This window comes from Mycobacterium hainanense (assembly GCF_041890355.1).
Classification (GTDB): domain Bacteria; phylum Actinomycetota; class Actinomycetes; order Mycobacteriales; family Mycobacteriaceae; genus Mycobacterium; species Mycobacterium hainanense.
Map to the genome: position 1 here is coordinate 1,437,610 of NZ_CP169059.1, position 16,285 is coordinate 1,453,894.

Genomic DNA, 16,285 nt, shown 5'->3' on the forward strand with positions numbered 1-16,285 from the left:
GCCGTTGCCGCCCAACGGCGTTCAGCCTGTGGTTGACGCGAACAGGCCGATCGAGGGGTCGTCCCGGCCCGGTTTGCCGCGCAGGGCACCGCGGGTGCTGGGGTGGGAGAAGTCCACCCGGGACGGGTCGTTCCGGTATGCCCAATCCGCCACGATGGTGCGTTGGCTGAATTTCCAGCGGCCGTCGTGGCGGGCATAGCTGTCCAGATACCGACCGCCGATGACGACGTCGATGTCGTGTTCGGCGCCGGCGAAGCTGTGGAACACCAGGCAGTAGACCTCACCGCGGGCGGTGTCGCCGTCAACCACGAAGTTCGTTGTGGTGACGTTGTGTTGGGACACCCGCAGGTACGGTTCGGCCGCCTGTAACTGCGCGATGAACTGTTCGACGCCGCCCGTTGATAACGAGCCGTGGGAGTCGGTCGCCTCGGGGTGGTAGAGGTCGCGCAGCGCGTCGTAGTCGGCCCGGTCGACGGCCCGGCAATAGGCGGTGACGAGGGCGTGCAGTTCGTCGCGGGCCAGCATCAGCGCCAACCGGGCCTCGTCCACCACCACGCCACGATAACGCGGTCGTGGGTTGAGTAGTCTCCCAACAACGGCTCATCCGTCTTAGGGTGTTTAGCGGAAAGGTTGGTCGTTGACGGTGAAACTTTGGCTCGCTCAAGATCTCGAGGCCGACGCGCTGCTGGACGAGGACCCGCTGGCCCTGCTCATCGGCATGGTTCTCGATCAGCAGGTGCCCTTCGAGACCGCCTTCTGCGGTCCGAAGAAGATCGCCGACCGGATGGGCCGCTTCAGCGCCGCCGAGATCGCCGACTACGACCCCGATAAGTTCGCCGCGCTGTGCTCGGAAAAGCCTGCCATACATCGCTTTCCGGGATCGATGGCCAAACGCATCCAGGCCCTGGCCCAGATCATCGTGGACCGTTACGACGGCGACGCCTCCGGGTTGTGGACCGCCGGGGACCCCGACGGCGCGGAGCTGCTGCGCCGGATCAAGGGCCTGCCCGGGTTCGGCGAGGTCAAGGCGCAGATCTTCCTGGCACTGCTGGGCAAGCAGTACGGCGTCACGCCGAAGGGCTGGCGCGAGGCGGCGGGGCAGTTCGGCAAGGCCGGCACCCACATCTCCGTCGCCGACATCGTCGACGCCAAGTCGATGGGCAAGGTCCGGTCCTACAAGAAGCAGATGAAGGCAGCTGCCAAGGCGGCGAACTAGTTGGTGACCAGAAGGAAAGGGCGGCAACGTGAAGACACACCTGACGTGTCCATGCGGGGAAGCCATCGTCGGTAAGGACGAGGACGAGCTGGTCGAGCTGACCCAGGCTCATCTCGCCAGCGATCACCCGGGTCTCGAGTACGACCGCGACGCCATCCTGTTCATGGCGTACTAGCCGCTCGCCAGACGCGAGCGCGCGTGCCCCCGTGGGGAACACGCGCGCTCAGGGCGGGGGCAAGTGCCGGCCTACGGCACCACCGTGGAGCCGATGGTCGGCATGAACTGGCACTGCTTTTCCTTGGTGGTGACCTGCCCGAAGATAGTCGACATGATGCTGCCGGACCCGGTGTCAGCGATCGCGGTCAGCGTCGTCGGCCCGTCGGCGTTGATGTCGGTGCGCGGCTTGAGCGCAACCGTCCCCGACTTACCCGTCGTCAGGTTGACCCAGGTGACGTTCAACGGCAGCTTCTGCACCTCGGCGGGCCCGGGCGTGCCGACCGCCGTGAACACATAGGCGGTCTGCCCGGGGCCGGGCCCGGGCGTCGGGATCTTCGCCGGGCCCGCCACCGACAGCGCCGTGGCGATCGCGCTGGTGCCGTCCGCCAGGCAATTGGTGCCGATCGAGGGATACATGAAGTCCTGCGTGGGCGGGGCATCGGGGCCGAACCCGGGAGCCGCTGCGGGGGCGGCGGCGGGCGCGGGAGCCCCGTCCGGCGCCGGAGCCGGGGCCGGTGGGGCCGCGACCGGTGGGGCCGCGACCGGTGTGGGCGCCGCGACGGGTGCGACGGTGGTGCCGGGCGCCGGTGCGGAAGCGGGCGGCGCAGCGACCGACGGGGCCGCGGCCGGCGGGGCCGCCACGGGCCCCGGGCCCGCCGCGTGGGCGGGGTCGATCCCGGCCGGCAAGTGCGCCTGGGGGCCCGGTTCCACGCCCGCCGGTGCGGCGGCGGGTCCGGGGCCGGCCGCGTGGGCGGGGTCGATGCCGGTCGGCAGGTGCGCCTGCGCACCGGGTTCGACGCCCGCCGCGGGGACGTGTGGCACCGGCGCGCCGTCGGGGAGCGCCGCGCCTGGCTCGGCGGCTGGGCCGGGCGTCGTCAGGAATTGGTTCACCGACTGGGCCACGTTCCGGGACTCGCCGGGCGCGCCCTGGTTGTGGCTGAAGGCCTGCGCCGCCGCCATGAGCAGCTGCGTCGCCTGCCCGGGGTTGGTAGCGGCCTGCTGAATGATCGGGCTCAGCTGCGACAGTGCCGGCAGGCCCGGGAGTTCTTGGGTCGAATTCGGTTGCGGTGTCGCCGGGTCGGCTGCCGCGCTCGGGCAGAACCCGAACGCGGCAGCCGATGCCGTCACGACAGCGGCCAATCCTTTGGACAGATTCCAAGTGGTTGCCACGGTGTGTCCTCCGGTCATTAGGGGGTTGGCGTTGCTGTCTGGCTAATTACTCAGGGCAGGGCGGCGAGCAGCGGAGCAACCGGGTTGGCCCCGGTGGCCGGTGCGGCCGGTGCCGCCGGGGCGGCCGGCGCCGCCGGAGCCCCGGCCAGCGCCGGCAGGTCCTGCGGCAGGGTCATCTGCGCGGGCACGTTGACCGGCAGGTTGGGCAGGAACGCCGGCATGTCGACCTTCGCCTGAGGAATCTGCGGGGTCGGCGGGGTGGCGGGGGCGGTCGGCGTCGACAACCCCGGGATGGCCGGCAGTCCGGGAATGGACGACGTGGCCGGTGCGGCGGGCGCCGCGGGTGCCGGCTGCGTCAGGCCGGGGATCAGCCCCTGCAGGCCCTGCGTCGTCGACGGGGCGGAAGGCGTCGGTGCCTGCGCCAGCCCGGGGATCGACGGGACCGCCGCGGAATTCGCCGGCGACGGCGTGGCGGCCGACGGAACACCCGGGAAGGTGATGCCGGGGGCGGCCGGGGGGGCGGGCGGGGTCGCGCCGAGGGCGGTGGCGAGGTTCTGCAGGATTTGGGGCGCGTTGGCCGCCGAACTGATCAGCTGCTGCGGAATGTTCGGGATCGGCGGAGCCGGCACGGGGTCGGCGTGGGCGATACCGCCCGTGAGTAGGGCTGCGGACGAACCGGCTACGACGGCCGCTGCACGCAAGTAAGTCCAGATGGTTGGCATGACTCTCCCTGGTTGTGGATTACGGGGTCCAGGCCGAAGCTACGTTGATACTGGTGGGACTCAAGTGACACGTGTGGCATTTATTTGATCGTTATTGATACGAGTGACGGCGGTGACCGAACCCCCGCCGACCAGGCCATTGGCCGCGACGGTGTCCGCTGCGCCCGCCTGGCTCGCTAAAGTCGGCTCATCGACACCACCTCGGCTGCCACGGCGGCATCGGATCGCCGGCGGTTCGCGAGTTCGCTTCGGGCGGCCGCGCCCGCGCTGCTGCTCGCCAGCGTCGCCGCGCGGCTCGGCTGGACGTACCTGGCGCCGCACGGCGCGAACTTCGTCGACCTGCACGTCTACCTCGGCGGGGCCGCCGCCATCGACCACCCCGGGACGCTTTACAGCTACGTCTACGCCGACCAGACGCCGGACTTCCCGCTGCCGTTCACCTATCCGCCCTTCGCGGCGGTCGTGTTCTATCCGCTGAGCCTGCTGCCGTTCGGCCTGGTCGCGTTCGCCTGGCAGATCGCGACGATGGTTGCGTTGTACGGCGCGATCCGGATCAGTCAGCGCCTGATCGGCGTCGCTCCGGGCGCAGGCGCACGGCGCATGGCCACGCTGTGGACGGCGATCACCATCTGGATCGAGCCGCTGCGCAGCACCTTCGACTACGGGCAGGTCAACGTGTTGCTGATGCTCTTGGTGCTGTGGGCGGTGTTGACGACGCGGTGGTGGCTGTCGGGGCTGCTGGTCGGCGTGGCGGCCGGCATCAAGCTGACGCCCGCGATCTCGGGCGTTTATCTGGTCGGGGTGCGGCGATGGGCCGCGGCGGCATTCTCCGTCGTCGCCTTCCTCGCCACCATCGGCGTGTCGGCCTTAGTGGTCGGCGATCAGACCGGCTACTACTTCACGAGGCTGCTGGGCGACGCGCACCGAGTGGGGCCCATCGGCACTTCCTTCAACCAGTCCTGGCGAGGCGGCATCTCCCGGATCCTGGGCCACGACGCGGGTTTCGGCCCGCCGGTGCTGATCGCCATTGGCGCCACCGCGGTGGTGGTTGCCCTGGCGTGGCGAGCGCTCGACCCGACCGACCGGCTGGGCAAGTTGCTAGTGGTCGAGCTGTTCGGGCTGCTGCTGTCCCCGATCTCCTGGACCCACCACTGGGTGTGGCTGGTGCCGCTGATGGTCTGGGCGATTCACGGGCCGCCCCGCGAGCGCCCCGGCGCGCGGATCGTGGGCTGGGGCTGGCTGGCGCTCACCATCGTCGGGGTGCCGTGGCTGCTGAGCTTCGCGCAGCCGACCATCTGGCAGATCGGCCGGCCGTGGTATCTGGCCTGGGCCGGCCTGGTCTACATCGTGGCGGCCGTCGCGACGCTGCTCTGGATCGCCGGCACCGGCGAACGTCACGCTGGAGTGACGGTCGAGGATGGGGCGGACGAATAACTAGCTGCCGACGATCCCGTCGATGTCGTGCGCCATGGCGACGTCCTTCTCGGTGATCCCGCCCTCCGAGTGCGTGACCAGAGCGAAAGTGACCGTCCGCCAACGAATATCGATGTCCGGGTGATGGTCCTTGCTCTCCGCGTGCTCGCCCACCCGGCGCACCGCGTCGATGCCGGCGAGGAAACTCGGGAACTTGATCGACCGGCGCAGCGCACCGTCGGCGCGCTCCCATCCGTCGAGATCGGGCAGTGCGGCGTCCACCTGCTCATCCGTTAACACAGCCATATATCGACCGTATACCGTCTGGCCATGCCGACCCAGATCGTCGTCGCGGGCGCCGTCATCCGCCGCGCCACGGTGCTGGTGGCGCAACGCCTGCGGCCGCCCGAGTTGGCCGGCCGCTGGGAACTGCCCGGCGGCAAGGTCGCGCCGGGTGAAACGGAGCCGGAGGCGTTAGCCCGGGAGCTGGCCGAGGAGCTGGGCCTCGAGGTCGGCGACGTCGCGGTGGGCAACCGGCTGGGCGACGACGTCGCGCTGGAGGGCATGACCCTGCGGGCGTACCGCGTGCGGTTGCTCGACGGCGAGCCGCTCGCGCGGGACCATCGCGCGGTGCGCTGGGTGAGCGCGGACGAGCTGCCCGGTGTCGACTGGGTGCCGGCCGACCGCGGCTGGGTCCCTGACCTGGTGCGGGCGCTGTCCACGGCCGCCTCATAACGAGCCCGCAGCCGCGACACCAAGTGCGAATCGGGCGGCACGGCCTCGCCGCAGGGGGCTGGTAGGCGATCCGGAATGGGCGTGCGTCCCGGGCTTTCGGCGTGCGTCCTGGGCGGCGACACGCCGTGGCGGGCCACCCTGGACGCACACCGGACGACCGGCGGGGCGCACCTGCCGGTTCGCCTTTGACCGCCCCGCGCTGCCACAATCACCGACGTGCCATTCCGTAACGTCGCCATCGTCGCCCACGTCGACCACGGCAAGACCACCCTGGTGGACGCCATGCTGCGGCAGTCGGGCGCCCTGACCCACCGCGGTGACGACACCCAGGAACGCATCATGGACAGCGGTGACCTGGAAAAGGAAAAGGGCATCACCATCCTGGCCAAGAACACCGCCGTGCACCGCCGCAACCCGGATGGGACCGTCACGGTGATCAACGTCATCGACACCCCCGGGCACGCCGACTTCGGAGGTGAGGTGGAGCGCGGCCTGTCCATGGTGGACGGCGTCCTGCTGCTGGTCGACGCGTCGGAGGGGCCGCTGCCGCAGACGCGCTTCGTGCTGCGCAAGGCGCTGGCGGCGCACCTCCCGGTGATCCTCGTCGTCAACAAGACCGACCGGCCCGACGCCCGCATCGCCGAGGTCGTCGACGCCAGTCACGACCTGCTGCTCGACGTCGCATCCGACCTCGACGACGAGGCCGCCAAGGCCGCCGAGCACGCGCTGGGCCTGCCGACGCTGTACGCCTCCGGCCGCGCGGGCATCGCGAGCACCACCCAACCGGCCGACGGCGAGGTGCCGGCCGGCGACAACCTGGACCCGCTGTTCGACGTTCTGATGGAGCACATCCCGCCCCCGTCGGGGGACCCCGAGGCGCCGCTGCAGGCACTGGTGACCAACCTGGACGCGTCCGCCTTCCTCGGCCGGCTGGCCCTGATCCGCATCTACAACGGCAAGCTGCGCAAGGGCCAGCAGGTCGCGTGGATGCGTGAGGTGGACGGGGTGCCCGTCATCACCAGCGCCAAGATCACCGAGCTGCTCGCCACCGAGGGCGTCGAGCGCAGCCCCACCGACGAGGCGATCGCCGGTGACATCGTCGCGGTCGCCGGGCTGCCCGAAATCATGATCGGCGACACGCTCGCCGACCCCGACCACGCCCACGCGCTGCCCCGGATCACCGTCGACGAACCGGCGATCTCGGTGACCATCGGCACCAACACCTCGCCGCTGGCCGGCAAGTTGCCGGGCCACAAGCTGACCGCGCGCATGGTCCGCAATCGCCTCGACCAGGAGCTGGTCGGCAACGTGTCCATCCGGGTGGTGGACATCGGCCGGCCCGATGCCTGGGAGGTGCAGGGCCGCGGCGAGCTCGCCCTGGCCGTGCTGGTCGAGCAGATGCGACGGGAAGGCTTCGAGCTCACCGTCGGCAAGCCGCAGGTGGTCACCAAGACGATCGACGGCAAGCTGCACGAGCCGTTCGAGTCGATGACGATCGACTGCCCGGAGGAATTCGTCGGCGCCATCACGCAATTGATGGCCGCCCGCAAGGGCCGCATGGAGGAGATGGCCAACCACGCGGCCGGCTGGGTCCGGATGGATTTCATCGTGCCCAGCCGCGGCCTGATCGGCTTTCGCACCGACTTCCTCACCATCACCCGCGGCACCGGCATCGCCAACGCCGTCTTCGACGGCTACCGGCCGTGGGCGGGGGAGATCCGGGCCCGCCACACCGGCTCGCTGGTGTCCGATCGGTCCGGCGTCATCACGCCGTTCGCGATGATCCAGCTCGCCGACCGCGGCCAGTTCTTCGTCGAGCCCGGACAGGACACCTATGAGGGCATGGTCGTCGGAATCAACCCGCGCGCAGAGGATCTCGACATCAACGTCACCAGGGAGAAGAAGCTCACCAACATGCGCTCGTCGACCGCGGACGTGATCGAGACCCTGGCCAAGCCGCTCGAGCTGGACCTGGAACAGGCCATGGAGTTCTGCGCCCAGGACGAATGCGTCGAGGTGACCCCGGAGATCGTCCGGGTCCGCAAGGTCGAGCTGGACGCCACGACCCGGGCCCGCAGCCGGGCGCGGGCCAAGGCCCGGGGTTAATCGCGCGTGCTTGGGCGGGCTGCTGGGCAGCTGCTCGTTAGCCTGATCGGCATGCCGAGACGAGTCCGCCGTTTCTTCGTGACGGCCGGCGCGCTCCTCTCGCTGACCGGGCTGGCGCTGGCGGCGTGCACGGTCAACCCCCCGCCCGCGCCGCAGAGCACCGACACGCCGCACACCTCGCCACCGCCCCCGCCGCGACCCACCCAGATCATCATGGGCATCGACTCGATCGGCGCCGGCTTCAACCCACACCTGCTGTCCGACCTGTCGCCGGTAAACGCGGCGATCAGCGCGCTGGTGCTGCCCAGCGCCTTCAGGCCGGTGCCCGACCCCGCGACGCCCACGGGCTCGCGCTGGGAAATGGACCCCACCCTGCTGGAGTCCGCCGACGTCACCAACCAGAACCCGTTCACGGTGACCTATAAGATCCGGCCCGAGGCGCAATGGACCGACAACGCCCCCATCGCCGCCGACGACTTCTGGTACCTGTGGCGGCAGATGGTCAGTCAGCCCGGCGTCGTCGATCCCGCCGGCTACGACCTCATCACCGGTGTGCAGTCGCTGGAGGGCGGCAAGCAGGCGGTGGTCACCTTCGCCCAGCCGTATCCGTCGTGGAAAGAGCTGTTCAGCAACATCCTTCCGGCGCACATCGTCAAGGACGTGCCGGGCGGTTTCGCGGCCGGACTGGCCCGGGCGCTGCCCGTGACCGGCGGCCAGTTCCGGGTGGAGAGCATCGATCCGCAGCGTGACGAAATCCTGGTAACCCGCAACGACCGCTATTGGGGATCACCGGCCAAGCCCGCCGTCATCCTGTTCCGGCGCGCCGGGGCGCCGGCCGCGCTGGCCGATTCGGTCCGCAACGGCGATACCCAGGTGGCGCAGGTGCACGGCGGATCGGCGGCCTTCGCGCAGCTGTCCGCCATCCCGGGTGTGCGCACCGCGCGGATCGTGACGCCGCGGGTCATGCAGCTGACGTTGCGCGCCAACGAGCCCAAGCTGTCCGACGCCCAGCTGCGCAAGGCGATCCTGGGGCTGCTCGACGTCGACCTGCTCGCGGCCGTGGGTGCCGGCAGCGACAACACCGTCACGCTGGACCAGGCCCAGATCCGCGCGCCCAGCGACCCCGGCTACGAGCCGACCGCGCCGCCCGCGATGACGACCCCGGCGGCGCTGGCGCTGCTGGAGGGTGCCGGGTACAAGGTCGAGGGCAACGCGACGACGTCGCCGGCCCCGACGCCGGCGAACACCGCACCGCCCGAGGTCATCCGCGGCCGGATCAGCAAGGACGGTCAACAGCTGTCGCTGGTCATCGGCGTGGCGGCCAACGACCCGACCTCCGTCGCGGTGGCCAACACCGCCGCCGACCAGCTGCGCAACGTCGGCATCGCCGCCAGCGTGCTGGCGCTGGACCCGGTGACTCTGTATCGCGACGCGCTGAACAACAACCAGGTGGACGCGATCGTCGGCTGGCATCAGGCGGGCGGGAGCCTGGCGACGCGGCTGGCGTCGCGCTACGGCTGCCCGGCGCTGCAGGCGACGCAGGTGCCGACGTCGACGGGGCCGACGACCAATCCGCCCCCGTCGAGCGCGCCGCCGCCCACCGGGTCGAGCGCCTCCGCCACCACGCCGACGTCGTCCCCGCCCAGTCGGCCGCCGGACCCCAACGCCCTGGTGCAGGCGCCGTCGAACCTCACCGGCATCTGCGACCGCAGCGTCCAGTCGAACATCGACGCCGCGCTCAACGGCACCAAGAGCATCAACGACGTGATCACCGCGGTCGAGCCGCGGCTGTGGAACATGTCCACGGTGTTGCCGATCCTGCAGGACACCACGATCGTCGCGGCAGGCCCCAGCGTGCAGAACGTCAGCCTGACGGGCGTGGTGCCGGTCGGCATCGTCGGCGACGCCGGCCAATGGATCAAGACGGGACCCTGACGGGCCTCCCGGTCAGGCCCGCCTGGTCCGCGGCGGGATCACGGTGTCGACGATCAGCGCCAGCTCCCGTCGGTTAGGCGGCGATCCGGTCAGCAGGAAGTGCTGATTGATCAGTGCCGGGCCGATGCGCGCGGTGAGCGGGGTGATGATCTCCGGATCGAGGTCGCCCTCCTCCACGGCGGCCCGCAGGATCGCTTCGACGATCTGGAGCCGGGGAGCCACCACCGCGTCGGCGAAGATGGCCCGCATCTCGGGTTCGTGCAGGAGCTGGTTGACCGTGGCCATGCCGGGGAACGCGGTCTTGCCGGCGCAGATGTCGCGGTGCGCGGTGAAGACCGTCAGCAGGTTGTCCCGCGCCGACCGGCCGGCCCGCGCCTCGGGCAGCGGCGGCAAGGTATGGACCAGTGCGGCGTGCACCAGCTCGCACTTGGAGGCCCAGCGCCGGTACAGGGCCGCCTTTCCGGTGTGGGCGCGCGCGGCAATGCCCTCCATCGTCAGCCCGCCATACCCGACTTCGGCCAGCTCGGCCAGGGTGGCCTGATACAGCGCCCGTTCGAGGACCTCGCCCCGTCGGCGGCTCCGGCCGCCGGCCGGGGCGGTCTTGGTGAGCTGCGGCATTCCTCGATAGTAGCCGCACGCGTTCCTATTCGCGGCCCTAAGACCGCAACGGCCGGTGGCGGGCGGGTAGGGTGCCGTCCATGCCTGAGACTCCACGGCTGCTGTTCGTCCACGCGCATCCCGATGACGAGAGCCTCAGCAACGGCGCCACCATCGCCCACTACGCCGCCCGCGGGGCGGACGTGCGCGTCGTCACCTGCACACTCGGTGAGGAGGGCGAGGTCATCGGCGAGCGCTGGGCCGAGCTGGCCGTCGATCGCGCGGATCAGTTGGGGGGCTACCGGATCGGCGAGCTCACCGCCGCACTGCGTGAACTGGGCGTCCACGAACCCCACTACCTGGGCGGCGCCGGGCGCTGGCGCGACTCGGGCATGCCCGGCACACCGGGACGGCGGCGCCAGCGGTTCATCGACGCCGACGAGCGGGAGGCCGTCGGCGCGTTGGTCGCCGTCATCCGCGAGCACCGCCCCCACGTCGTCGTGACCTACGACCCGGGCGGCGGCTACGGCCACCCCGATCACGTCCACGCCCACACCGTCACCACGCGCGCCGTGGCCGCCGCAGGCGCCGACGACTTCCCGGGCGAGCCGTGGACCGTGCCGAAGTTCTACTGGTCGGTGTTCGCCACCCGTGCCTTCTTGGCGGGCATGCGCGCACTGGGCCCGGAGGATCTGCGGCCCGGGTGGATGATCGCTCCGGAGGAGGAATTCGGCTTCGGGTACGCGGACGCCGACATCGACGCCGTCGTCGAGCCCGCCGTCGCCGCGTGGGCGGCCAAGAGGGCAGCACTGGCCGCGCACGCCACCCAGGTGGTCGTCGGACCGACCGGGCGGGCCTGCGCCCTGTCGAACAACATGGCGCTGCCGATCCTGGCGGACGAACACTACGTGCTGGCCGCCGGCACGGCGGGGGAGCGCGACGAGCGCGGCTGGGAGACGGACCTGCTCGCCGGGCTCGATTTCGGCACGGTCGTCGCGCGGTAGGCTGGCGAATCAGGCAGCCACGGAAGGACTTCGCATGGACCCCGACCTGGACCCTAATCAGCAGCATTGGCAGGACCGGCTCGACAGCCTGCAATGGGTTATCGGCTCGATACTCTCCAACATCGACAGCGTTCCGACCTGACCGACACGAAGCCGCGCGCCCTCCCGATCGAAGACGGCGGCGCGACAGACCCCGCGATCCGTTTCGTTGTCCTGGCGCTGCTGGCCGTCGACGGGGTCCTTTCCGCACTGGCGGGGGCCCTGCTGCTGCCTTCCTACATCGGGTCGGTCCCGTTCCCCATCAGCGGACTGCTTTCAGGATTGGTCAACGCCGCCCTGGTGTGGGCCGCCGCGCGGTGGACCACGTCGTCGCGGCTGGCCGCGCTGCCCCTGTGGACGTGGCTGCTCACCGTGGCGGTGATCAGCATGGGCGGGCCGGCCGACGACATCATCCTGGGCGGCCGCGGCGTGATGGCCTACGGGGCGCTGCTGCTGATCGTGCTGGGGGCGGCGCCGCCGTTCTGGGTCTTGTGGCGGCGCGGCCACCGGGCCTGACGTTCGCGCGCAGGCGGGCAGGGATGTCCCCGCCTGCCGGTGCGGGCCTGACGCTACTGTTGACTGTTGCGCAGACGGGGCCCGCACGGGTCCGAGAGAAAATTTCACATGTTGGGACACGCGGATGAAATTCGATCGTGGGGAAGTTACACGAAGGTGCCGCTGACTCCGGGCGAGGAGCCTACCGCTCTTCCTAATCCTGTGGTTCCGCCAAAGACGAGCGCATCTGCGCTGCGGCGGGTGTTGCGTCGCGCCCGAGACGGCGTCGCGCTCAACGTCGACGAGGCGGCCGTCGCGATGACAGCGCGGGGAGACGACCTCGCGGATCTGTGCGCCAGCGCGGCGCGGGTACGCGATGCCGGGCTGGCGTCGGCCGGCCGGCACGGCCCCGGCGGCGGATTACCGATCACCTATTCGCGCAAGGTGTTCATCCCCGTCACCCACCTGTGCCGCGACACGTGTCACTACTGCACCTTCGTCACCGTCCCGGGCAAGCTGCGCGCGCAGGGCGCGGGCATGTATCTCGAGCCGGACGAGATCCTCGACATCGCCCGCCGCGGGGCCGAACTCGGTTGCAAGGAAGCGCTTTTCACCCTCGGTGACCGCCCCGAGGATCGGTGGCCGGAGGCGGCGCAGTGGCTCGGCGAACGAGGTTACGACTCCACGCTGTCCTACGTGCGGGCCATGGCGATCCGGGTGCTCGAAGAAACCGGGCTACTGCCACACCTGAACCCCGGCGTGATGAGTTGGTCGGAGATGGCCCGGCTCAAGCCGGTGGCGCCGTCGATGGGCATGATGCTCGAGACCACGTCGCGGCGGCTGTTCGAGACGAAAGGCCTTGCGCACTACGGCAGCCCGGACAAGGATCCCGCCGTCCGGCTTCGCACCCTGACCGACGCGGGCCGGTTGTCCATTCCGTTCACGACCGGCCTGTTGGTCGGCATCGGCGAGACGCTGACCGAACGGGCCGAGACCCTGCACGCGATCCGCAAGTCGCACAAGGAGTTCGGGCATGTTCAGGAAGTGATCGTGCAGAACTTCCGGGCCAAGGAGCACACCGCGATGGCCGGCGTGCCCGATGCGGGGATCGACGACTACCTGGCGACGGTGGCGGTCGCCCGGCTGGTGCTCGGCCCCGGCATGCGCATCCAGGCGCCGCCCAACCTGGTGTCGCCCGACGAGTGCCTGGCGCTGGTCGGCGCAGGGGTCGACGACTGGGGCGGCGTCTCACCGCTCACGCCCGATCACGTCAACCCCGAGCGGCCGTGGCCCGCGCTGGATGACCTCGCCGACATCACCGCCCGGGCCGGATACGAACTGGTTCAGCGGCTTACGGCCCAGCCGAAATACGTACAGGCGGGGGCCGCGTGGATCGACCCGCGGGTGCGCGGGCATGTGCTGGCGCTGGCCGACCCGGCGACCGGCCTGGCGCGCGACGTCAACCCGGTGGGGCTGCCCTGGCAGGAGCCCGACGACGTCGCGTCCACGGGGCGCGTCGACCTCAACGCCGCAATCGACACCGAAGGCCGCGCCACCGAAGCCCGCAGCGATCTGGACAGCGCCTTCGGCGACTGGGAGTCGATCCGCGCGCACGTGCACGAACTGGCCGCACGCGCCCCCGAGCGGATCGACACCGATGTGCTTGCCGCGCTGCGGGCGGCCGAGCGCGATCCCGCCGGCTGCAGCGACAACGAGTACCTGGCGCTGGCGACCGCCGACGGGCCGGCGCTGGAAGCCGTTGCCGCCCTTGCTAATTCGCTACGCCGCGACACAGTCGGCGACGACGTGACCTTCGTGGTGAACCGCAACATCAACTTCACCAACATCTGCTACACCGGCTGCCGGTTCTGCGCCTTCGCGCAGCGCAAGGGCGACGCCGACGCGTACTCGCTGTCGACCGACGAGGTGGCCGACCGCGCCTGGGAGGCGCACGTCCAGGGCGCCACCGAGGTGTGCATGCAGGGCGGGATCGACCCGGAGCTGCCGGTCACCGGGTATGCCGACCTGGTCCGCGCCGTCAAGGCTCGGGTGCCGTCGATGCATGTGCATGCCTTCTCGCCCATGGAGATCGCCAACGGAGTCACCAAGAGTGGGCTCAGCGTGCGCGAGTGGCTGATCAGCCTGCGCGAGGCCGGGCTGGACACCATCCCCGGCACCGCCGCCGAGATCCTGGACGACGAGGTGCGCTGGGTGCTGACCAAGGGCAAGCTGCCGACCTCGGAGTGGATCGACATCGTGACCACCGCGCACGAGGTGGGCCTGCGGTCGTCGTCGACGATGATGTACGGGCACGTCGACAGCCCACGGCACTGGGTCGCCCACCTCAACGTGCTGCGCGGGATCCAGGACCGCACCGGCGGGTTCACCGAGTTCGTGCCGCTGCCGTTCGTGCACCAGAGTTCGCCGCTGTACCTGGCCGGCGCGGCCCGCCCCGGACCCACTCACCGGGACAACCGGGCCGTGCACGCATTGGCGCGAATCATGTTGCACGGCCGCATCTCCCAGATTCAGACCAGCTGGGTGAAGCTCGGCGTCGAGCGGACCCAGGTGATGCTCAACGGCGGCGCGAACGATCTGGGCGGCACGCTGATGGAGGAGACCATCTCGCGGATGGCCGGTTCGGAACACGGGTCGGCCAAGACGGTCGAGGAGCTGACCGAGATCGCCGAAGGGATCGGGCGGCCGGCGCGGCAACGCACCACCACCTACGCCCCGCGGGCCGCTTAGCGCTCGGACGGGGCGGGTATTACGACGCCGTGAACCGACAGATCGACGACGACCGGTTCCCGGAGTGGCGCCCATTCGTGGACGCGGTGCAGCAGCGGCGGCCCGACGCCGGCACCTGGTGTGAGGCCTGGACGGTCCGCGACATCGTTATCCATCAGGCCGGAAACGCCGAGGAGATCGCCCGGGTGCTGGCCGCGCACTTGGAGGGAGAACCCGTCGGCACGCGCGGTTTCGAGGAGCGTGAGGGACCACTGCGCGCCCTGACCGACTCGGATCTGTGGGACGCGCTCTTCGACCGGATGGCCACCTTGAACCGCGTGGCGGCGGCGGCCGACGCCGTGCCACAGGACACCGACGTCGCGTGGACGGGCCGCACCATGAAGGTGCCGTGGTTCGCCGAGCACATGCGCGAGGAGCTCGTGCTGCACGGCTGGGACATCACCGGCGATGACGCGGCGGCGCGGGCGCGCCTGGCCGAGCCCTGGATGACCACCCACAGCGTCCTGGCGGTCGGAAAGCCGCTGCTGGCCAAGGGGGCCAAGCGGTTAGCGCCGGGCGAGCGTGTCGAGGCGCGGCTGCGGGTCCCCGCCGGCGACGACGTCGTTGTCAGCGGCGAGGCCGGCCGTACCGCCATCGAACTGGCCGAACCCGAGGGCCCCGCGACGCTGGAAACCGACCCGGCCGCGAGGGTCCTGTTGCTCTGGGGGCGTAGGCCCGCGGACCCGTCACGAATCTGCAGCCGCGTCGGACCGCAGACGCTGGGCCGCGTGCGCGGCCTGCTCAGCGGTTACTGAACCGGGGCTCAGAAGTTGTTACAGGTGACAGCGACTTGGTTGATGTCGTCGTAGTACTTCTGCGCCGACGGCATCGCCTGGATCTGCTGGGCCATCTGCTGGCGCTTCGGCGGCGGCGAGGCCAGGAAGCTGCGGATGTAGGACTGCGCCACGGGCGAGCTGTTCAGCTGCGCGGCGGCCGCAGGATCGGTGGCGTTGAGCGCCGCGATCACCTGTCCGTAGTTGCACGTGGTGTTGATGATCGCGTCCGTCGGGTCCGCGGATGCGATCCCGGCGCCGGCGGTCAACGCCACCGCCGCGCTACCGATCGCGACGGTCACTTTGGTCAACGACAGCCTCATGTGTGGACACCTTCCCCGTTAATGCACCGCTATCAAGGCGACGACATCTCACCCAGCGGTTGCCGTCTTCCGGTTGAGGTTACCAGGCACCACGACCGTCCTTCCATCTCAACGGTTATCGCACCACCCCGCTGGACTGCGACTATGCGCAGGTCGGCGGCCTCCGGCCGGTGTTCGCCCTTGGCGAAACGGGCCCCGGTCGCGGGCTCCGAGACTGACGGTCTTAAATCGTCTAGTTAACGGGCGTGCCGAGTGGTTGACGTGTATGTGCAACGTCTAGTATCAGTAACCGAAAGCTTTGCCCGGAGCGGCCGGAAGCACTGGGCGCGAGCCGAAGAGCAGCCCACACCGAAGTAGTACATAGAGGAGACGTCTGTGACCTACACGATCGCCGAGCCCTGTGTCGACATCAAAGACAAGGCATGTATCGAGGAGTGCCCGGTCGATTGCATCTACGAGGGCGCGCGGATGCTGTACATCCACCCCGACGAGTGCGTCGACTGCGGGGCGTGCGAGCCGGTCTGCCCCGTCGAAGCGATCTACTACGAAGACGACGTGCCCGAGCAGTGGAGCCAGTACACCCAGATCAACGCCGACTTCTTCACCGAGCTGGGGTCGCCGGGCGGCGCCGCCAAGGTCGGCTTGACCGAGAACGACCCCCAGGTGGTCAAGGACCTGCCGCCGCAGGGCGAGGGCGACTGAGCCGGCCGGTGCTGGACCAGCCCGGGGTGAGGCCGCGCGCCGCACGCGGGCG

General features: G+C 70.3%; 17 protein-coding genes. 11 read left to right on the top strand and 6 right to left on the bottom strand.

Going from position 1 to position 16,285, the window contains the following annotated elements; translation table 11 throughout:
- Nucleotides 1-21 precede the first annotated feature (21 nt).
- Nucleotides 22-555, bottom strand: coding sequence for a nuclear transport factor 2 family protein (locus ACEL92_RS06920; protein ID WP_374024888.1), 534 nt, complete (start codon nt 553-555; stop codon nt 22-24).
- Between the two features lie 88 nt (nt 556-643).
- Here ACEL92_RS06920 and ACEL92_RS06925 point away from each other — a divergent pair, with 88 nt between their 5' ends.
- Nucleotides 644-1,216, top strand: coding sequence for an HhH-GPD-type base excision DNA repair protein (locus ACEL92_RS06925; RefSeq protein WP_374026107.1), 573 nt, complete (start codon nt 644-646; stop codon nt 1,214-1,216).
- 28 nt (nt 1,217-1,244) lie between these two features.
- Entirely contained in the window at nt 1,245-1,391 is a 147-nt protein-coding gene (locus ACEL92_RS06930) for a DUF1059 domain-containing protein (protein WP_067277197.1), read from the top strand.
- A 71-nt stretch (nt 1,392-1,462) separates the two neighbouring features.
- Here ACEL92_RS06930 and ACEL92_RS06935 read toward each other — a convergent pair whose 3' ends face one another.
- Both ACEL92_RS06935 and ACEL92_RS06940 read right to left on the bottom strand, forming a co-directional pair.
- Complete coding sequence (locus ACEL92_RS06935; protein ID WP_374024889.1) at nt 1,463-2,620, bottom strand: hypothetical protein; 1,158 nt, start codon at nt 2,618-2,620, stop codon at nt 1,463-1,465.
- Between the two features lie 32 nt (nt 2,621-2,652).
- On the bottom strand, nt 2,653-3,324 hold the full coding sequence (locus ACEL92_RS06940) for a hypothetical protein (protein WP_374024890.1): 672 nt from the start codon (nt 3,322-3,324) through the stop codon (nt 2,653-2,655).
- A 189-nt stretch (nt 3,325-3,513) separates the two neighbouring features.
- On the opposite strand from ACEL92_RS06940, the gene ACEL92_RS06945 reads away from it, so the two are divergent.
- Nucleotides 3,514-4,758, top strand: coding sequence for a mannosyltransferase (locus tag ACEL92_RS06945; protein ID WP_374026108.1), 1,245 nt, complete (start codon nt 3,514-3,516; stop codon nt 4,756-4,758).
- On the opposite strand, the gene ACEL92_RS06950 is transcribed toward ACEL92_RS06945, so the two are convergent.
- A complete protein-coding gene (locus ACEL92_RS06950; protein WP_374024891.1) occupies nt 4,759-5,043 on the bottom strand; it encodes a 4a-hydroxytetrahydrobiopterin dehydratase in 285 nt (94 codons plus the stop codon).
- A 24-nt stretch (nt 5,044-5,067) separates the two neighbouring features.
- On the opposite strand from ACEL92_RS06950, the gene ACEL92_RS06955 reads away from it, so the two are divergent.
- From ACEL92_RS06955 to ACEL92_RS06965, 3 genes are all read left to right on the top strand, one after another.
- Nucleotides 5,068-5,472 carry a (deoxy)nucleoside triphosphate pyrophosphohydrolase gene (locus tag ACEL92_RS06955; RefSeq protein ID WP_374024892.1) on the top strand — a complete coding sequence of 135 codons (405 nt, stop codon included), beginning with the start codon at nt 5,068-5,070 and terminating at the stop codon, nt 5,470-5,472.
- A 216-nt stretch (nt 5,473-5,688) separates the two neighbouring features.
- Nucleotides 5,689-7,578 carry a translational GTPase TypA gene (gene typA / locus ACEL92_RS06960; protein ID WP_374024893.1) on the top strand — a complete coding sequence of 630 codons (1,890 nt, stop codon included), beginning with the start codon at nt 5,689-5,691 and terminating at the stop codon, nt 7,576-7,578.
- 45 nt (nt 7,579-7,623) lie between these two features.
- Nucleotides 7,624-9,513 (top strand): ABC transporter family substrate-binding protein, encoded by a 1,890-nt coding sequence (locus tag ACEL92_RS06965; RefSeq protein ID WP_374026109.1) that lies wholly within the window; start codon nt 7,624-7,626, stop codon nt 9,511-9,513.
- Between the two features lie 12 nt (nt 9,514-9,525).
- Here ACEL92_RS06965 and ACEL92_RS06970 read toward each other — a convergent pair whose 3' ends face one another.
- Nucleotides 9,526-10,131 (bottom strand): TetR/AcrR family transcriptional regulator, encoded by a 606-nt coding sequence (locus ACEL92_RS06970; protein ID WP_374024894.1) that lies wholly within the window; start codon nt 10,129-10,131, stop codon nt 9,526-9,528.
- An 80-nt stretch (nt 10,132-10,211) separates the two neighbouring features.
- On the opposite strand from ACEL92_RS06970, the gene mshB reads away from it, so the two are divergent.
- The 4 genes from mshB (at nt 10,212) to ACEL92_RS06990 (ending at nt 15,190) form a co-directional block, all read left to right on the top strand.
- Nucleotides 10,212-11,114, top strand: coding sequence for an N-acetyl-1-D-myo-inositol-2-amino-2-deoxy-alpha-D-glucopyranoside deacetylase (gene mshB / locus ACEL92_RS06975; RefSeq protein WP_374024895.1), 903 nt, complete (start codon nt 10,212-10,214; stop codon nt 11,112-11,114).
- A gap of 93 nt (nt 11,115-11,207) precedes the next feature.
- Nucleotides 11,208-11,669, top strand: coding sequence for a hypothetical protein (locus ACEL92_RS06980; RefSeq protein ID WP_374024896.1), 462 nt, complete (start codon nt 11,208-11,210; stop codon nt 11,667-11,669).
- Between the two features lie 108 nt (nt 11,670-11,777).
- Nucleotides 11,778-14,396: a bifunctional FO biosynthesis protein CofGH gene (locus tag ACEL92_RS06985; RefSeq protein WP_374024897.1), complete on the top strand. Its 2,619-nt coding sequence runs from the start codon at nt 11,778-11,780 to the stop codon at nt 14,394-14,396.
- Nucleotides 14,397-14,425: 29 nt separating this feature from the next.
- Nucleotides 14,426-15,190 (top strand): maleylpyruvate isomerase N-terminal domain-containing protein, encoded by a 765-nt coding sequence (locus ACEL92_RS06990; RefSeq protein WP_374024898.1) that lies wholly within the window; start codon nt 14,426-14,428, stop codon nt 15,188-15,190.
- 8 nt (nt 15,191-15,198) lie between these two features.
- On the opposite strand, the gene ACEL92_RS06995 is transcribed toward ACEL92_RS06990, so the two are convergent.
- Nucleotides 15,199-15,531, bottom strand: coding sequence for a hemophore-related protein (locus ACEL92_RS06995; RefSeq protein WP_374024899.1), 333 nt, complete (start codon nt 15,529-15,531; stop codon nt 15,199-15,201).
- A 375-nt stretch (nt 15,532-15,906) separates the two neighbouring features.
- Here ACEL92_RS06995 and fdxA point away from each other — a divergent pair, with 375 nt between their 5' ends.
- The gene (gene fdxA / locus ACEL92_RS07000; RefSeq protein WP_374024900.1) at nt 15,907-16,233 is read left to right on the top strand and encodes a ferredoxin; all 327 of its coding nucleotides are present in this window, start codon (nt 15,907-15,909) and stop codon (nt 16,231-16,233) included.
- Nucleotides 16,234-16,285 lie beyond the last annotated feature (52 nt).